This window comes from Desulforhopalus sp., from assembly GCA_030247675.1.
Classification (GTDB): Bacteria; Desulfobacterota; Desulfobulbia; order Desulfobulbales; family Desulfocapsaceae; genus Desulforhopalus_A.
Genome location: JAOTRX010000002.1, coordinates 126,921 through 145,032, shown reverse-complemented (window position 1 = coordinate 145,032; position 18,112 = coordinate 126,921). Strand labels below are relative to the sequence as shown.

Annotated in this window: 16 protein-coding genes; 6 read left to right on the top strand and 10 right to left on the bottom strand. The window is 50.7% G+C overall.

The window, feature by feature from the left end:
• Nucleotides 1-99: 99 nt before the first annotated feature.
• Genes cydB through OEL83_00650 form a run of 3 tightly spaced genes read right to left on the bottom strand, consistent with a single transcriptional unit; the run spans nt 100 to nt 3,012 of the window.
• Nucleotides 100-1,233 carry a cytochrome d ubiquinol oxidase subunit II gene (gene cydB / locus OEL83_00660; GenBank protein ID MDK9705532.1) on the bottom strand — a complete coding sequence of 378 codons (1,134 nt, stop codon included), beginning with the start codon at nt 1,231-1,233 and terminating at the stop codon, nt 100-102.
• Between the two features lies 1 nt (nt 1,234).
• Nucleotides 1,235-2,767 (bottom strand): cytochrome ubiquinol oxidase subunit I, encoded by a 1,533-nt coding sequence (locus tag OEL83_00655; protein ID MDK9705531.1) that lies wholly within the window; start codon nt 2,765-2,767, stop codon nt 1,235-1,237.
• Nucleotides 2,768-2,784: 17 nt separating this feature from the next.
• Nucleotides 2,785-3,012, bottom strand: a complete 228-nt coding sequence (locus OEL83_00650) for a DUF4492 domain-containing protein (protein ID MDK9705530.1) — start codon at nt 3,010-3,012, stop codon at nt 2,785-2,787.
• A gap of 503 nt (nt 3,013-3,515) precedes the next feature.
• Here OEL83_00650 and OEL83_00645 point away from each other — a divergent pair.
• A complete protein-coding gene (locus OEL83_00645; protein ID MDK9705529.1) occupies nt 3,516-3,902 on the top strand; it encodes a hypothetical protein in 387 nt (128 codons plus the stop codon).
• 80 nt (nt 3,903-3,982) lie between these two features.
• Here OEL83_00645 and OEL83_00640 read toward each other — a convergent pair whose 3' ends face one another.
• On the bottom strand, nt 3,983-5,746 hold the full coding sequence (locus OEL83_00640; protein ID MDK9705528.1) for an AAA family ATPase: 1,764 nt from the start codon (nt 5,744-5,746) through the stop codon (nt 3,983-3,985).
• A 305-nt stretch (nt 5,747-6,051) separates the two neighbouring features.
• Here OEL83_00640 and OEL83_00635 point away from each other — a divergent pair, with 305 nt between their 5' ends.
• Nucleotides 6,052-7,443, top strand: coding sequence for a hypothetical protein (locus tag OEL83_00635; protein ID MDK9705527.1), 1,392 nt, complete (start codon nt 6,052-6,054; stop codon nt 7,441-7,443).
• A 15-nt stretch (nt 7,444-7,458) separates the two neighbouring features.
• Here the strand turns inward: OEL83_00635 and OEL83_00630 are convergent, their stop codons facing one another.
• Nucleotides 7,459-8,331, bottom strand: a complete 873-nt coding sequence (locus OEL83_00630) for a M15 family metallopeptidase (GenBank protein ID MDK9705526.1) — start codon at nt 8,329-8,331, stop codon at nt 7,459-7,461.
• 410 nt (nt 8,332-8,741) lie between these two features.
• Here OEL83_00630 and OEL83_00625 point away from each other — a divergent pair, with 410 nt between their 5' ends.
• The 4 genes from OEL83_00625 (at nt 8,742) to OEL83_00610 (ending at nt 12,421) form a co-directional block, all read left to right on the top strand.
• Nucleotides 8,742-9,458, top strand: a complete 717-nt coding sequence (locus OEL83_00625; protein ID MDK9705525.1) for a glycosyltransferase family 2 protein — start codon at nt 8,742-8,744, stop codon at nt 9,456-9,458.
• The gene (locus tag OEL83_00620; protein ID MDK9705524.1) at nt 9,455-10,093 is read left to right on the top strand and encodes a lipid-A-disaccharide synthase N-terminal domain-containing protein; all 639 of its coding nucleotides are present in this window, start codon (nt 9,455-9,457) and stop codon (nt 10,091-10,093) included. Before OEL83_00625 ends, OEL83_00620 begins: the two co-directional genes overlap by 4 nt.
• On the top strand, nt 10,090-11,646 hold the full coding sequence (locus tag OEL83_00615; protein ID MDK9705523.1) for a glycosyltransferase family 39 protein: 1,557 nt from the start codon (nt 10,090-10,092) through the stop codon (nt 11,644-11,646). Before OEL83_00620 ends, OEL83_00615 begins: the two co-directional genes overlap by 4 nt.
• A gap of 223 nt (nt 11,647-11,869) precedes the next feature.
• Nucleotides 11,870-12,421, top strand: a complete 552-nt coding sequence (locus OEL83_00610) for a DUF2062 domain-containing protein (protein MDK9705522.1) — start codon at nt 11,870-11,872, stop codon at nt 12,419-12,421.
• A 49-nt stretch (nt 12,422-12,470) separates the two neighbouring features.
• On the opposite strand, the gene OEL83_00605 is transcribed toward OEL83_00610, so the two are convergent.
• From OEL83_00605 to OEL83_00585, 5 genes are all read right to left on the bottom strand, one after another.
• Nucleotides 12,471-14,303 carry a U32 family peptidase gene (locus OEL83_00605; protein MDK9705521.1) on the bottom strand — a complete coding sequence of 611 codons (1,833 nt, stop codon included), beginning with the start codon at nt 14,301-14,303 and terminating at the stop codon, nt 12,471-12,473.
• 82 nt (nt 14,304-14,385) lie between these two features.
• Complete coding sequence (locus OEL83_00600) at nt 14,386-14,955, bottom strand: DOMON-like domain-containing protein (GenBank protein MDK9705520.1); 570 nt, start codon at nt 14,953-14,955, stop codon at nt 14,386-14,388.
• 24 nt (nt 14,956-14,979) lie between these two features.
• The gene (locus tag OEL83_00595) at nt 14,980-15,177 is read right to left on the bottom strand and encodes a ferredoxin (GenBank protein ID MDK9705519.1); all 198 of its coding nucleotides are present in this window, start codon (nt 15,175-15,177) and stop codon (nt 14,980-14,982) included.
• A 298-nt stretch (nt 15,178-15,475) separates the two neighbouring features.
• Nucleotides 15,476-17,053, bottom strand: a complete 1,578-nt coding sequence (locus OEL83_00590; protein ID MDK9705518.1) for an MBL fold metallo-hydrolase — start codon at nt 17,051-17,053, stop codon at nt 15,476-15,478.
• Between the two features lie 135 nt (nt 17,054-17,188).
• The gene (locus tag OEL83_00585) at nt 17,189-18,019 is read right to left on the bottom strand and encodes a hypothetical protein (GenBank protein ID MDK9705517.1); all 831 of its coding nucleotides are present in this window, start codon (nt 18,017-18,019) and stop codon (nt 17,189-17,191) included.
• Nucleotides 18,020-18,112 lie beyond the last annotated feature (93 nt).

The following is an 18,112-nucleotide window of genomic DNA, read 5'->3' as shown; positions in this document are numbered from 1 at the left end:
CTACAGCCGCCTTGTAGGAAACGGCGATTAACACAACCCAGCCGATCAATAATATTCCGGTCATAATCAACTCTCCTTAATAATCGAATAAGATTTCAATTAGTATGCCTTCTTATCGGCGAGATCCCGACTGTCTATTCTCCTTGAATCCATCTGCCGCCATACATAGGCAACATAGGCGAGTACGCCGGGGATGGCAATTGCCACATAGGTCATAGCCGTCAGGGTATAATGGCTTGATGAAGCATTATAGATGGTAAGACTCGACTGCAGATCTACCTTTGACGGATAAAACGGTGTGCCGTTAAACCCTGCGGTAAAAAAGACCGCCAAGCCAACCAGCACGGTGCCCAGCCCACCGAACCAGATGCCGGTGGTGGACTTGGCCAAACTGGTGCGAGTCACCCCAAGGATGACCAGGACCAGTCCGATGAGCAGCAGGCCAAGTACAAGAGGCATCGCCAACAGGTTATTGAGGTATTTATGGGCGGACATGCTGACCACACCGGCCTTATCGACGGCAAAACCGTCGATAAGCAGAAGGCTCACCACCACGTACAACAGAAACGGCAGGGCCAGGAGAAAGCTCGTGAGACAGGACTTTCTGATCCGCGCCTCAAGTTCCGGCACCCCGTTAAAATCAATATTGTTCACCAGGTACATTGCCCCTAGCACCCGAGCGTTGAAGACCAGGAACAATCCGAGGGAAAGGTTGAAGAGGGAGAAGGCCGCCTCAAGTCCCCGGAGGGGATTGGTCCAGGTCACCTGATTGAAGGCATTCAAAGTAAAGTTTGAACCGGTAAAAAACGTCCCAACAGCCGCCCCAATGAGCAAAACTCCTACCGAACCATTAATAAATAGAAACAGCTCGTACACCTTTGCCCCAAGCAAATTATTGGGCTTCTTGCGATATTCATAACTGACTGCCTGCACAATAAAGGTAAAAAGGATGAGCATCCACACCCAGTATGCCCCACCGAAACTGGTGGCATAGAATTTTGGGAAGGCGGCGAACAAGGCCCCGCCAAAAAGCACCAGGGTAGTAAAAGTCAGTTCCCATTTCCTTCCAAGGGAGTTGATTATCAAGGATTTTTCCCGGTCGTCTTTAGCCACCTGCCACAGCAAGGTTTGCCCTCCCTGTACAAAGGTAAGAAAAAGAAAGAGAGATCCTACTACCGAGCAGAGGATCCACCAGATCTGCTGCAGTGTCAATATATCCAGCTTACCAATCATATCACACGCCCTCCGGTCCTATTTTGATCTGCTTGAGCATAATTTTGATTTCCGCGAGCAACAGCACGGCAAACAAGACGAAGAAAATTAAAAATGTTGCCTGCACATGACCGGCTGAGATATTGGTCGCGGCCATCTTCACCGGCAACATGTCCTGAATCGCCCATGGCTGCCGTCCGACCTCAGCCACCGCCCAACCAAACTCTGAAGCGAGGTATGCGAAAAAGAAGGCAGCCACACCGATGCGGAGTAACATCTTCTTTTCACTGAGCCTGTCCTTCATAGCCGCCCAGAGCATCAGCAAGAAGAAGAGAATGAGGCCAGATCCGACGTACACCATGAAATGGAAGGAATAGTAGACGGAGGCAACCGGTGGCACTGCCTCTTCCGGGGAACTGAGATAGCCAAAACCGAGGTATTCCTGGTTCACCTTGAACCGTTGCAGCGCTGCAGCCTTGGCTTGTTCGTCGCCGGCCTTGCCGGCTGCCTTATATGCGGCAAGATCAGTGATAGCCTCTTTGCCCTTGGCGATTTTCTCAGCCACCGGCATGATTCCCTCCGGCTTATTGCCGTAAACAAGATCATCAATGCCGGGGACAAAGGCATTCATGTCACGTTTGGCAAGAAGTGACAAACCCTTGGGGATGGAGACCTCGAAGGCGAAAGGATCAGTGTTGTCACCCACCTTCTTGCCGCTGTTGAGAACACCAAAGGCTACAATGTCCGCTCCCTTTGAACCCTTATACAGGCCCTCGTAGGCGGCGAGCTTCATCGGTTGGGTATGGGCATTGGCAAAGGCCGACTCATCACCGGTCATCGCAGTGAAAAGACTTGATAAAAGGCCGAATACCGTGGCAACGATAATCGACTTCTTGGCCATGTCGACATGGCGGCCTTTCAACAGATAATAGGAGGAGACGGCGATGACAAAGAGCGATCCAACGACAAAACTGGAACTGGTGGTATGGGTGAATTTCGACACCGCCACCGGAGAGAGAACGACTTCCCAGATGTTCTGCATCTCGAATCGGGCGTTGTCCGGATTAAAAGCCATGCCGACCGGATACTGCATCCAGCCATTGGCAATAAGGATCCATAGCGCCGATAAATTCGAACCGATGGCCACCATCCAGGTAGAAAACAGGTGGAAACCTTTTGAGGTACGTTCCCAGCCAAAAAACATCACCGCAAAAAAGGTCGCCTCGATGAAAAAGGCAAAGATCCCTTCAATTGCCAGCGGAGCGCCAAAAATGTCGCCGACCATCCAGGAATAGTTAGACCAGTTGGTGCCAAATTCGAATTCCAGGATTATCCCGGTGGCCACGCCAATGGAAAAGTTGATGCCGAACAAGGTCATCCAAAATTTGGTCAGTCTCTTCCATTCCTCTCTGCCGGTGCGCACATAAATCGTCTCGTAAAAGGCACAGAGAAACGATAGTCCCAAGGTTATTGGGACAAACAACCAATGATACATCGCCGTCAGAATGAACTGTGCTCGTGCCCAGTTCACCATGCCCAGGTCCAATTCACCCATTACCTCATCCTCCGTAATTATTTATTTCCCCCCGAACCAGTCAATTGCTGCAAAACATGGTCGGCCTTTTGTTGATCTGTTGAAAAATGCGAATTTAAGAAATTTGGAAAGAAGAACAGTTTTAAGACGGCAAACATAATAAAGAGTTTAATAAAAATGATCTTCCAAAGAGTTTTGCCAACGGTCATTTGCTGAAATCCACCACCATAGAGACGAAATATTTTCATAAAAAATGTCGATGTCATGGACCCACACCTCGCGCTTTCTGATAAAACCCGTCCGCTGAACGTACCTTTATACCACAAGGGCATACGTTTCGTTTGAGCAGACAAGCTGCTCAACTCAGCTTTATTGTACAATTGCCAATAAATTTTTTTCCTCTTTCATTGCAGAACCTTAATGATCACCTACCGCTGTACTCTTGGGTCTGGTGACTTCTTTCCGTTCGTTGTCCTCGACGTACATTAACCCTCAAGAGACTTTTCAGTCAAGACAATAATAATCATTCGCAAAAAATCGGCCGACCTCGATTACCCAGATTTTTCTTGCGTTCGAGTTGACGCAAACCGTGTTCGTAAGATATGTTAAAAGGTATATTGATTGAAAATACCTTTCAATCTGGACGTTTTCAAGGCATCACAGGCGGGCTTTCATAGCAAAGCTCAATTCCATGTCGCTGTCTGATGGTAAGCAACCCGTCCTTGACCGAGCAAAGCAGCTCTAATTACTACTTCCCATAGGAAGATTTATGCTACGTGACCTGTCACTCGCCGCTAAGGCCTCATGCAGTTTAGAAGATCAAGAAACCCTCATACCCCTCATCCTCCAGCTCAAGAAATTATCGGAATTAGCCTCGAAGCAAGGTCTGCTCGCCCTGGAGAATGAACTCCCGCAGATAAAGGACTCATTTCTTAATCTTGGGGTTCAGTTAATAATTGACAAGGTTGAGGCAGAAAACATCAAGGATATCCTTGACTCCGACATCTATTACAACCAATCCAACGGAAGGGAATTGTTGAGAAAAATTATAACGAGGGAAGGCTTACTGCGAATTCAGGCAGGAGACACACCAAGAAACGTCCTGATCTGCACGAAAGTTTTTCTCGGCAAGGTACCTGACAGCGCCTTTCGCTAGTCCTCAGGACTGACCGGGAAAGAATATCATGATCCAACCCTGTCAGATTGTCAGGTGATATCTCCCGCTTTGGGAGACCTTCAGCGGCCATCCTCGACCACAACAATCTCCACCCGCCGGTTTTTCATCCGGCCATCACTGGTATCGTTGGGGGCAATTGGTTCCTGGTTGCCCATACCTTTTACCTGGATCATTTCTGCGGCAATCCCGCTCGCAACAAGCATTCTTCGTACCGCTTGCGCCCTGTCTTCTGACAGTTTGATGTTTTCTGGAGAATCTGAGGTAGAAGAAACGAAACCTTTGACGAGCAATTTAGCCCGTGGCCTCTGCCGTAATAATTCGACAAAACCATTGTATTCCCTATTCCCCTCAGCTGTAAGCTTCAAGGAGTTCGGGGCTAAAGGGAGAATGATCTTTGCCGGCAGGGAGGGGACGAGGAGCTGAACGCTGACTGGTGCCACTGGCGGCATCGTGGCCTCTTGGCCGGAGACTATCGCCGGAGTTACTTTTGCCTCGATTGTAACGGGCACTTTCAGAGCCGGGACATCTTTGTCCACTGCCGACTGGAGCACGACCGGGTTTTGCACCACCCTTTCATCGCCTTGGCCGGATTCCGGCAGGCCACTTACCCTTCCGGCGGTAGGACGCAGAGCTGTTTCCGGCTGGGCAAAATCACCATCACCATAGTTCTTTTTCTGGGAGGTCTGGTTCTCTTCCACCACTTTTTGGTCGTCTGGCGTACCGCGATCATTTTCAACAACGGTAACTGCCGACGAATGAGTTCCAGAAGGCGTTTCTACCACAGTTTGCTGCGATGCGGGTTTGTCAGCTTCATTTCTGATATGTATCGGCTCCTTGGCCAACTGGTACCAGAGCACCGTTGCGCCGAGAGCCAGTGCCGCTCCCGCCAGGCCGAATTTCATGCCCGTCGACCTGCCCGCTCCTCCAACACCTCTTTCCCCATCGGCAAATTTTTCCCGAGAAACCGTACGCCGCTCCTTGCCATTCCTCAAACCGTGGGAAGCCCCCTGGTTAAACCCAGGCGGCATATTCAGTGTCCGGATACATTCCTCAATAATCTTGTGATCGATTGAACGCCTTCGCTGCAAACCACCAAGGGTGAGCGCTTGGTCACAGACCATATTACTTTTTCGAGGATTCCCCTGACAATACCGAAAAATACTGTGCAGAGCTTTATCGGTAAAAAGCCGCTCTTCAGAGCCGGCTATCTTTAATCGATGGCGAATATATGAGTCGGTCTCCAAGGCTGTCAAAGGCGCTAAATCAACCTTCAGGGCAAGACGCTGCCTGACAGCTCGATTTCCCTGCTGGGCAAGCATATCAAGAAATTCACGCTGACCGACAAAGAAGATATTGATGAGCTTGGTATCGGATTTTTCAATATTCGACAGCAACCGCAATTCCTCAAGAAGGTCCTGGCTCAGCTGATGGCAATTATCGATCAGCAGCAGCACCTTCTTCTTTTCCTCCTCAGCCTTATGAAGAAAATTACTGAATTGAATAAGAAATTGGACTTTTGAGGTCAATTCCTTGGTAATACCAAACCCCTTGGCTATGGCGTTATAAAAATCGAGGCGAGGCAGATTCGGATTACTGAGTACCGACCACATCACGGTGCGGTCTAAGCTCTCGGTCAACGCATTAATCAGGGTCGTCTTGCCGGTTCCGGCAGCACCTGTCAGCAGCAGGAAGCCCTTGTTTTCCAGGATGCCGTAGCGCATGGTGAAAAGAGCTTCTTTATACCTCCCGCCAAGCCAGAGAAACATAGGATCGGGAGTTATCTCGAATGGCTTCGATTTCAGGCTATAAAATGCTTTGTACATAACCACCCGTTAACTGGAAACACTTCAAACCGGGCCAAGGATCAAGCTTTTTTACTCGATCCTTGGCCCTAACACGAGGATGCCAAGTTTGCAATTGTATTACGCAACCGCTATTATGCAGATAGTACTTAGTTTAGAGGAGAAAATCAAACAACTGAATCTATCCCGTTCTGCCACCTACTGGTTCTCATGGATTGACCATCCCACAGCGACCGTAATTTGCCGACTCTCCCAGTGGCAGTGCCTGAAGACGAAAACTCCTTCAGGGATTGCGAAAGATTCCGATCTCACATCTCACGGCCGGTATGATGAAACACATCCCCCTTATTCAGCTGTTTGCAATCTGCCTTGCCCTTGCAGCATCGGTATCGGCAGCGGATCAAAGTGAACCTTCCGAAAAATATCTCGAAAAAGCTGATAGCTACGTCAAAGATCACCGCCTCATTGAGGCCGTGGATACCCTCAACACAGCAATTGAGTCAGCAGAGACCCCACAGCCAGTAATCCATATGCGATTGGCCACCCTTTACTACGACCTTGGCCTAATTACCGATGCTATTGCCGAGGGCGAGAAGGCCGTTGCCCTGGCGCCTGCTGACAAATGGCACAAATACCATCTCGCAAAGTTCTATTTTGTAGATAAACAATATGCGAGATCCGAAAACCAGTTGACGAGCCTCCTGCAACTCGATCCCGGATTCTCCCAAGGGTATTTCTTATTGGCTGAACTGTATTATCGGTCGAATTACAATGACATGGCATGGCTGAGCTTGCAGAGGGCCTATCTACTCGGTCACCAGGGGAAACACCTGAGGGAAAGGCTAGCGCTGCACTCCAGCAAACCGGCAGAAGATTTCTCGAAATTTTCGAAAAAAGCCACCGTATTCAGATTTATCAAGTACCCCTCGGAAGAGGAGGCAAAGCGGGGCCTTGACGAAATATCGAGGGGAAAACTTTTTGAACACCTTGAACTCGATGTAAAGACCCATGAGCAAAGCGGAGTCAAATTCGGAGCGATGAACTTTGCTGAATTGCCGCGTAGCGCAGCGAAAACCTTAACCACCCGACCACTCTTCTCACCGCCCGTCATCATAAAGGACGGAGCGGAATTTCGAATAGTACAGGCCATTGCCCCGTTTGATCCACGTTTGTGGCAAACCACTATAAAAACTTCTCAACCAACGACACAGGTAAATACAAAATATACTCCAGCGGTTGATATCGCGATGACAGACGGCAATGTACCCGCCGGAACAATCCCGACAACCGCATCGATTGACAATAAGCAAGACAATACCGTAACCCGGGACCTTCCCTGGGAGGTCGGCAAAGATCAGCTGGCAACCCAGCTTGCCGCCCACCACGCCTTGGAAAATTGGAAAAATGCCTGGCAGGCGGCGGATGTCACAAGATACCTGGCAACATACAGTAGCACCTTTATCCCGCCCGGTAATATGGATCTTGCCCAATGGAAAAAGCAGCGAACGGCCAGCCTTACCCGGCCGAAATTCATCCATGTAGAAATTAGGGATACAAACGTCGAATTGCTAAACGATGACCAACTGCAAATTACCTTCAGTCAAAAATTCGAATCCGACACCTACCAGGATGAAGTGGTCAAAACCCTCGTCCTGGTTAAGGAGGAAGGAGGCTGGAAGATTAGTGAAGAAAGATCGGTGCCGGAGCTGTCACGCTAAACGGAGCGCTGTGTATTAGAGCTTAATGTGCCAGGGCTCATATCGAACCCCGAGCATATTGTCACGCCAATACCGGTAATCGACAAAGCCTTGTTCGGCAAGTCGTTTGTAAACCGGCGTCGTGGTGAATAATTCCGAGAAGTTACCCTCTCCAAGACCTTTCTGGCCTATATCGAAGTCTCCGGTGGCGTGATAGGAGTAGCCTGGAGGTGCCAGGGACCGAGAGGCTAAAGAAAGGTTCCCCCCATGCCGCTGCGCTTTCCCGAGAAAGAGCTGAAATTGTTTAACTATCCCCCGAATTCCCGAGGTGAGTATAAGATCCTCTCCGAGGTCCTTCTTTATAAGATTATACTTTTCGAGCGACTCGCCCTTATACAGATAATTGCCTGACTGGGGAATTTTTATTGTTCCGCTCTCCTCGATATCCTGGACAAGTGCCGTCACCTGCTTCGTCCCAAAAAAGCCATAATCTCTGGCATCCCGGTTAAAGATCATCTCCAAGAAGTCCAGTTCGGCCTTGGTAAAACTCCCTACGACTGACTGTTTCCTTGCCACCGCCAGGGCCTCATCAAATCCGAGGGTGGAAAAATGACCGATGCCGACATTCTGACTGAGACGTGCCAGCCTTTGCACTACCATGCTGAGGATCTGCTGTTCCATATCATCGAGAATGATATCGTCTTGATGGAACGAATCAGGATTACGGACTTTGCTCAGATAATCCTTGAGCCGCTCATCACTTACCGGTGGATCTTGGGAGGTGAGTTTTTCGCTGGAGCCGTCTCCTGCTGGGGAAACCACTGCCAACAGTTCTTTTACATTACCTGGAAAGATAGAAGCGGCCGATAAGGTCATCGCCGCCATTTTGAGAAAGGCTCTTCTGGTCATAAAATCGGTTTTCCCCCCGCCTTTTCCGGCCGTATTCCCTCACTCCTTCACTCCTTGACAACTACGGGAAATTACCTGTGAAATATCAACTTGTCAATTCCTTCTTCTTCCCGCTCCGGGTATCTCCTTGCCGATCAGCGCCCGGGGCAACACAAGTCTTCGACCCATCTGCTTCTCCTTGTTATAGGGTCGTTTTCTCCAAAAACCCGGAGAATCTCGGAGACAAAGAAAATAGCTTGAGTTTCGTGCTGATGTCTGTTAGTCATGCGTGCTTGGTTTATTGACAGTCACGCCCATATACCACAAGGGCATAGGTTTCTTTTGAGCAGACGAGCTGCCCAACTCAGCTTTATCCAAGCCAGCTCCCTCTCGAAAATCCGCAACCCTTTTTACATGTACAGCCCACACCCATGAGAGACGAACTCACTGTTATAGTGCCGGTATTCAACGAGCAGGAGTGTCTCGCGGCTTTTTTCCGAGAGCTTGACCGCTTTGTTTCGACCGCGCCGCTGACTGTCCACGCCCTCTTTGTCAACGATGGATCGACTGACAACAGTCTACAGATACTCAATGAAAACTGCCGGGAGCGAACATTCTGCTCCGTCCTCTCGCTGGATGGTAATTATGGTCTGAGCACCGCGATAAAGGCGGGCATTGACCACTGCGCCACCTCGCTCATCGGCTATATCGACGCCGATCTGCAGACCCATCCCAGCGATTTCCTCGCCTATCTCGGATTCTTCCCGGAATACGACATGGTAAACGGCATCAGGCAAAAACGACAGGATGGACTCATTAAAAGATTATCCTCAAAAATCGCCAATTCCTACCGAAGGCTGATGATCAACGACAAGATCCTCGATACCTGTTGTCCCTTAAAAATAATCAAGACATCCTTTGCCCGGCAAATGCCCTTCTTCATAGGCATGCATCGCTTTATTCCTGCTCTCGTTCAGCTGCAGGGCGGCAGGGTGAAGCAGATTCCCATAGCCCATTATCCCCGTCATGCCGGCACGAGCAAATACCATCTCTGGAACCGCCTTATCGGCCCATTTTTTGATACCCTGGCTTTTCGCTGGATCCGCAGCCGCTACATCCGCTATGGGGTAGCGAAGCAAAATTCATGAATCAATATATCGTCTTCGCCATCGGTTTTATTGCCCAGATTCTTTTCTCGGCGAGACTCCTTGTCCAATGGATATCTTCGGAAAAAGCGGGACGCGTGCTCTCTCCCTTAATTTTCTGGCAACTAAGCATTATCGCGTCCTTTCTGCTCGTGCTCTACGGTGTTCTGCGCCATGATCTGGCCATCCTGCTCGGCCAATCGGTGACCTACGGCATTTACATCCGCAATCTCTATTTCCACGATTTTTGGAAAAAGGTCCCGCGCTTTGCACAAATCCTAATAATTGCCTTTCCGATCCTGGCCCTTATCTGGCTGCTCAGCGGCGAGACCTATCATCTGCAAAAAATAATCGGTAATAAAGATGTTTCCTTCGCTCTCATGTGCTGGGGACTGGCCGGACAGATTGTCTTCACCTTCCGGTTTGTCATTCAATGGTACTCTTCCGAGAGGAAAAAACAATCGCTTCTGCCAATAAATTTTTGGATCTTCAGCATCATCGGCTCACTGATGGTCCTCAGCTATGCAATCATCCGCAAGGACCCCGTCCTGTTTGTCGGACAGATCTTTGGCTTTGTCGTTTACTTTAGAAACACTATGCTTTGGCTGCGGCAACGCGGCAAGCTGAACACCGAATGAACAGAGAAACCACCGCCCACAGCCAGCGAAACGATCTCCCCTTGCCGTTTCTCCTGGCCCTCTTTGGCTATTTTGCCCTGCATATTGCCCTGCGGGTGGCCGTCTCCGGCTCTCTCGATTATGATGAGGCGGAACAGGCCCTGCTTGGCCAATGGCTTTTGGCCGGCTATACCGAACAACCACCTCTTTATACCTGGGTTCAATACCTCCTTTTTGGCCTTTTCGGAAAAAACGTCTTCGCCGTCAGCCTGTTAAAAAACGGCCTTCTCCTCTGTACCTACATCTCGGTATTTTTTGCCGCCCGGGAAATCCTCCATGACCATCGCCGGGCAATCCTCGCGACCCTTTCCCTGCTCTTCATTCCCCAGATCGCCTGGGAATCCCAGCGAGACATGACCCACACCACCCTGGTGGTCTTCGCCGCTGCCGCAACCCTCTGGCAGGTATTGCGACTAATTCGAAAGCAAAGTGTCACGAACTATTGCATCTTCGGTCTGCTTCTTGGCATGGGAGTCCTCGGTAAGGCCAACTTCTTCCTTTTTCTGACGGTGCTATTGCTCACTCTCCTGTCTTTTTCCGAAGGGCGAAAAGTGCTCATCTCGCAAAAAATCCTGGTAAGCCTGCTTATTGCCGCAGCAGTTACCAGCATCTACGCAGTATGGATGATCAACAACCAGGATATCGTCTTTTCCGCCACCCACAAATTCAAACGTGCGGTGGAGAATTACTGGCAAAAAGGGGTTATCAGTCTCTTTACCAATAGTTTTCTCTTTCTCACGCCGCTGTGGCTCATCTGGCTTCTGATCTTTCCTCAGGGTTTTCGCCCAACCGGCCCGAACAACAGCGGCTTTCACCGGCAATTCATCGGAAGGTACCTTTTGCTGCTCTTCTTCTGCCTCCTCGTCGTGGTAATCGTCGGTAAGGTTACCTACGTCAAAGATCGGTGGCTACAGCCTTTGCTGTTTATCGCGCCAATCTATTTCTTTGCACGGCTCTCTCCAGGCGCAATTAGTCAAAGCCGTTTTAAACTTTTTCTCCGAATTGCAGCAGCCGTCGCTCTGGTGATATATCTTGCCTTCGCAATGCGAGTGGTGGGCGCCTCCTACATCAACCGATTTTGCCGGATGAACTATCCCTTTGCTCCCATAGCGGAAGACATGCGCCGCCTTGGTTTTGCTGAGGGTCTGATTATCAGCGATGATCGTTTCATCGCCGGTAATCTTCACTTCCAGTTCCCAACCAGCACTGCCCTTGTCCCGGAATACCATTTCGAAAGGCTCGTCGATCCGGCCAGTTCACCCTCCATCGCAGTGGTATGGGAAACAGCGAACAGAGGGAAAATCCCAAGTGATCTGAAAGAATACCTTGAGAAAACCTTTAATCTCCCGGTCACCGACTTTCCGGTTCACTACCTGGAACACATCTATCTTTTTGGGAGAACCGAAACCGTCACTCTGGCCTTTACCCTCCTGCCTTTACCCGGAAATAAAGTTGAGTTGAGCAGCTTGTCTGCGCAAATGGAACGTAAGCCCTTGCGGAATAAACAAGAGTAAAAGATGGAGCTGACGGGTCTTTCGGCACCGAGAGTCCTGTCGACAGAATGAAATAGTATCTGGTTGTTTCCCCTGCTCGAAAACATGTAAAACCGCCACCTTGAATTGGCAGTACCGAGCAAGCAACCTTCGCTCGCCCGTCTCCGCCAAATACATTGACTGCCAGACAGGAGAACACGTATACTAACTGAGGATTGTGGCCACGCTGCAGAACAGGAGGCTCATGGCAGTTTTTCCCCCACCGCAAATAAAACGGAATCGACTCCTTCGCCTAAGACCCGCCTTGCGCTGGGTGCTGAGGTTGCGGAGTTCGCCACGGTCCATCGCCGGAGGCCTGGGACTTGGCATGTTTATCGCCTTCACCCCCACTGTCGGCATCCAGATTATCCTGGCCATTATAGCGGCGACCATTTGTAACGTTAATCGGGCTGCGACAATTGCCCCGGTGTGGATAACCAATCCGGTCACCGTCGCCCCCGTTTATACCTTCAACTATTGGCTGGGCACTTTCATCTGGCCTGGCCCGCCGCTCGCCGAAGTAAAGGAGCTCTTCACCAATCTTGGCACCGCCTTGACCCACCTGCAATTCTGGGACATGAAAGAAGCACTCTTAGCAATGCTGCAGCTCAGCACCGATATCCTCATCCCCTTACTGATTGGCAGTGTCGAGGTGGGGGTGGTGTCGGGGATACTCACCTATATCGTTTCCCTCAAGCTGCTTTCCGTCTTTTTTCGGCGAAGGGCAAAGAAAAGGCTGCTGAACAACCAACCTTGAAGTTCTGTCTATATACTCTTTTCTTTGCGGGTCGACAGGCAGCCTGATTTTAATTCTGGCGTTTTCGGACGGTCATTTCACATTTGTGACAATCAAAGACCAGTTGATACTCTCCGGTATTATCGACGATAACGAGTGGTTCTGTAATCTCCGGGGTATTGCCGGCCATCTTCGAACACATTCCCAGCTGCGCCTTCAGACAGTATCTGCAGGTCATCAGGTCGCAATCCACCACATCCCCGGCACGCAATCCGGATGGTTGGATCTTGGTGATGCCATGCCGCCGGTAAAACTCCAGGGCCTTGCGGTTGCCGATGTTATCCTGATAACTCAGCTGATCCGCCGGCCAGCGATATTCGTTGACTGTCGGCTCGACGCGTTCGCCACGGTACTCTCGCAGTCGGCGCTCCTGATGCCCGGCAAGGGCTGTACGCCGCAGATCATTAAAAACCGCCGCTGGGTAAAAAGACTCCGGCTGAAGGTTTACGGTCACCTCCTCTACCGAAAATACCGTACCGCCACTTTTTTTCAGCTGTTTCTCCGCCATAACAGTAAGTGATGCCGCCTTCTTGGCCACCTCTTTTGTGGCTTTGGCGGCAGTGCAGGAAACAATGCCGTCCTCATCGGTTACTGTCAGCTGCAAACCGTCGGCAATTTCGCAAAGTGATAGCCGCACCGCCATGGTTCGACATTGATCACTCTGGGCAAGGCGCTTGGCAAAGGCTGTGTCAGCGTTGCGATAGACGAGGGTTCCAACCGCAACCACCACGGCATCCCGCAGGTAGATCTTTCCGCCATCAACCCGGTTTACCTTGATGCCGGTAAGTACCCCATCTGGCCCAAAAAAACACAGGCCATCGCCGTTATTGACTTCTTTGTCGGTGGCAAGTGCGAAAACCCCTTGCCCCGACTGAACCACCCGGCCCAATTCCTGGCCTATTGATTTCGGGCTGTCCAGTGCCCCTGGGGTATTTCTTTTGTGGAGGAGGTAATACTCGGTCTTCCCCCGATTAAACGATTTAGCGGTATCGGGAGTAAAGGAATACTTGCATCGCCCCGACGAGCTGCGCTGCAGCCCGGCATCGGCATCAATAAGCTTGTCCAGAGCCTGGCGATAAAAGGCGGTTATATTTTTCACATACCCTTCATCTTTCAATCGCCCCTCAATCTTGAAGGAATCTATGCCGGCATCGATGAGATCGGCAAGGTTGGCGGAGAGATCAAGGTCCTTCAGACTGAGCAGATGGCGGTCACGGACAAAAACCTTCCCCTTGCCGTCTTGCAGGGTATATTGATGGCGGCAGAACTGGGCGCACTCACCACGGTTGGCGCTCCGCCCGGCGATGACCTCGCTTATATAACACTGACCGCTATAGGAAACGCACAGGGCACCATGGACGAAAAACTCGAGGGTTGATGTGGTTGCGCTGCGAATCGCCCGAATTTCGGCAAGACTCAATTCCCGGGCTAAAACTATCTGCCGGAATCCGACTTTCTCAAGAAATTGTACCTTCTGCGCGGTACGGTTGTTGGTCTGGGTCGAGGCATGCAGGGGAATAGGCGGCAATTGGCACTCCAGCAGCCCCATATCCTGAATGATGAGGGCATCTACGCCAATGTCATAAAGCTGGTGAACGAGGCGGACAGCAAGGGCCAGTTCGCGATCATCAAAGATGGTGTTCAGCGCGACATAAACCCGTGCCCGAAACAGATGGGCAGCATCCACCAGCTTCGCGATATCGGTAAGACTGTTGGCGGCTGCGGCCCTGGCTCCAAAATGCGGTCCACCGATGTAGACTGCGTCGGCGCCATGGTCAATGGCTGCAAGTCCACAAGCAAGATTTTTGGCAGGTGCCAACAATTCTATCCTGCGTTTGCCCATAATGGCCTCAAATTCTTTCTCGGAAATGCATCAACAAAGAAGGGGACGGAAAAGCACAGTCACTTTTCGTGCTTCAAAGACGTCAAGAGGGATCCGTCACTCCCGGCAGCACAAGACTAAATCCCTGTCGACTATGGAAATCCGGCTGAACCTCCGGATGTTCGATGGCCCAATGGCTGGTGGCGCCGTCGGCGAATACGACCACCCCGGCAATCGCTACGGCGATTTCTCTGGCGTCCACACAAAGTCTGCTCGTATCGATCCGGCATGATAGAGAGAACATTCCATCTTTTTGCCATGTCTGGCAAGGTAGCTGGTCGATAGCTGCCTCCTCACGCATGCCCTGCCGATACGCGGCGAAAGAGTAAACATTCCAGCTGCCGTCCGGGCCAAGATTGATCTCCCAATAAGCGGGTTGCCCCGGAATGGCAAAAAAAAGCTCAAAGCAGGTATGCCGCCACAGTTCATGACGCCTTGTAACACCTGCGCCGGGAGCTGGCCAGGTAATGTTCCGCAAATCTCCTGCTAGTTGATACTCAACAGTAAGGATTCCCGGTAATCGAGCAAGCCATCCACCGAGTGACAAGGCCTTTGCTTCCCTAGTGGAGGCGAATGGTCGCAATTGAAAAGGATAACCATGCTCCTTGTCCATGGGTATGGTCGTCCCTGGTACCTCTTATTCTTCCTCAACGTCAATACAATCAACCGGGCAGGCGGCAGCCGCGTCTTCGATGCACTCTTCATCGTCAGCATACTGATCATAGACGTAGGCCTTCTCCGTCTCGTCATCAAATCCGAATACATCGGGGCAAAGCTCTATGCAGCTTTGACAACCGATACATTCCCCATCATCCAAAGTAACTTTTACCCCCATCCGCAACCTCCTTCTGGTAACAATTTGCTCAAAATTGCGTTTTCACTATATTTACCGATAGTTCGCACCACCTATAAATCGACTGCCAACATCTACCCAGGCAGGAGGGGCTAGCGAAAATCCAGCCCGCCAAGCCCATCAACAGCCGTAGCCCATGCATCGTCATTTTTGTTATATCCGTATTTTCCCCATAATCAATAGAAAAAAGAATTTTTCTCTCAAAGCAAACGGTCACTTGCAATCCACCGGCAAGGCCAGGCCATGACCTGGGCGCGGTCGCTCTCTGCCTCAACCGTGCCTATACAGCAAGGCTTTGACCGTGCAACGGCACCATTACCTCGTATCCCTCAAGCCGCAGATATTCGGCAAAGGCCAGGGTTTGTTCCTCCTCACCGTGCACCAACGCAATCTTTTTAACCTTCAGATTGGAAGCCTTCAACACCCGCAGCAACTCCTGACGATCCCCATGGGCGCTGAATCCGCCCAGTGTCACCACATGGGCCCGCAGGGGATAGTCTTTATTATAAAAACGTACCATTGGGGCCAGGCCTTCCCGGCCTTCGGCATTGTATTTGTCGCCAACCTCCTGCAGGTGTCGGCCGAAGGTATTTTGCCCCATATAACCGACAATCAGGACCGTGTTTCGCTCGTCGTGGATCTTATGGCGAAGATGGTGCAGCACCCTTCCACCCTCACACATGCCAGATCCGGCAAGGACTATGTGTGACCGTTGATCGCGGTTCAGAGCCATAGATTCCTCAACGCTCTGAATAAATTTCAACTGAGGAAAGTCAAAGGGATTAAGCCCCCTTTTGAGGAAGGCATCATGGGTTTGCTGGTCGTAGGTCTCCGGATGTTCACCAAAAACATGGGTGATCTGAGTGGCCAGGGGGCTGTCCACCCACACTGGCATGGCCGGCACCTCCTTGGCGAGATACAGCTCGTGAAGAAAATACAGGAGCTCCTGGGTTCGCCCATAGGCAAAGGCCGGAACGATAATTGAACCACCCCGGTCAAAGGTGTCGAGCAGGACCTTTTTCAGCAGAGGTTTCATGTCCTGCATCGGTTCGTGTTCCCGATTACCATAGGTACTTTCCATAATCAACAAATCGATATCGCGGTGTTCTTCGGGAAAATCAAGGGTTGGATCTTTGATGATCGGCTTGTTGAAACGTCCCAAATCGCCGGAGTACAGTACAGTTTTTGCCTGGCCTTTGCTCCCCTGGTACTGGATAACCGACATGGCCGACCCGAGGATATGCCCGGCATCATAGAGTGTACAGGTTAATCCCTTGCCGATAGCGACCGTTTCATTATAGGGGATGCCTTGAAAATGACCAAGCGTTTCCTCAACCTCCTCCATGGTATACAGGGGAGTGACCACCTCAAGGTGGTGCTCTGCCAGCAGCTTTTCGATAACTTCACTGCGTAACCCATGATCTCCGAACTTCAGCATACTCTTTATCGTCTGCAGCTCGTCAGCCGAGACCACCTTGCCATTGCCGGATTTCACCTTTGCTAAAAAGGATTTGGCGGTTTTATAGTTGAGATAGGAAGCATCACCCTCCTGTATCTTCGCCGAGTCGCGGAGCAGGTAAGCAGTTGCGGCGGCGGTGGCTCGGGAGCAAAATATCTGGCCAGTAAAGCCGTTTTTTGTTAGCAGCGGCAGACGCCCGGAGTGATCGACATGGGCATGCGAAAGAATCATATTTGTCAGAATTTTTGGATCAACCGGCAGTACCCGGTTCTTCGCCTCCGCCTCTTTACGCTTGCCTTGAAAGAGCCCACAGTCGAGGAGGATAGTGTCAGAATCGGTTGTCAGGGTATGAAACGAACCGGTAACCTCTCGCGTTGCGCCAAGAAATGAAACATGCATGTCTGCTCCTAGGTAGAGTCTTCCCTAATAGCCCCGTCCAGTCCGTCAAGACGGCGCACCGATTTGCCAAGCTGTACTTAACAAAGGGCAGGATAAAACTCAACCGCAAACACTTGCCGGTTCGAGTCTCGGCAATCAGCGTATCTGCGCATCAACGCAGATCCTGTAAGTTCTCGGTCCGCAATGACCGCATTTGATGATGGCCGTACGCTCTATTTGGCGCCCCGCTTTGTCACAAGCCTTTGCAATTTTTACGGTCGAGTCGGCAAAATCATCCTCATTCTGCAAATCGTAAAAATGAAGAAAACCACCTGGTTTTAGTACATGCAAAGCATAAGGCAGAAAAGCCGAAGCCATGGTCGGCAAGGGCATCACCACCCGGTCAAAAGGTTCATGGAGACTGGGTAGAAGGGCAGCGGCATCACCCTCTAGCAAAACGATATTGCACAGTTTCTTATTGAGTTGCAGGTTTGCAAGGGCATAAGCGTGGGCAAGTGGATTCTTTTCTATCCCGACGATGGTCCTTGCCTTACTCAATCGAGAGATAATCAGCGGATAAGGGGCGATACCGGAAAAAGGAACCGCAACAGACTCACCTGGATTGACCAGCAGGGCAACTCGACGCCTTTCATTACCGCTTCTCACCGAGAAGTAGACATTTTCCAGATTGAGGCGCAGACGAACCCCGAACTCCCGTACCTCCGTCTCCTTGCGATGGTCTCCTGCAAGGATAGTGATAGGAATGGTTCTGTATTCGCCGCCGTAGATACCAGCCCGTTTCGCAACAACCTTGATCTTTTTGTTGCTTGCCAATATGGCCTCGGCGATAAGGCGTTCTCTTTCCTCAAGGGCCTCGGGGATAATAATAACGGCAATATCGCCAATGACATCGAACGAGCCCACCAGAACTTCTCGCTCTTCAGCAGTCAACACCCCTGCCAGGGCGTCTTTCAGTCGCCTCGCCATTGGTGAATCCACTTGCAAAAAAAATAGCGCCAGGAAAACAATTGCCTTCCTGACGCTACTGAGGTTGTAACAGAAAAAACGGATGTGGTGTGA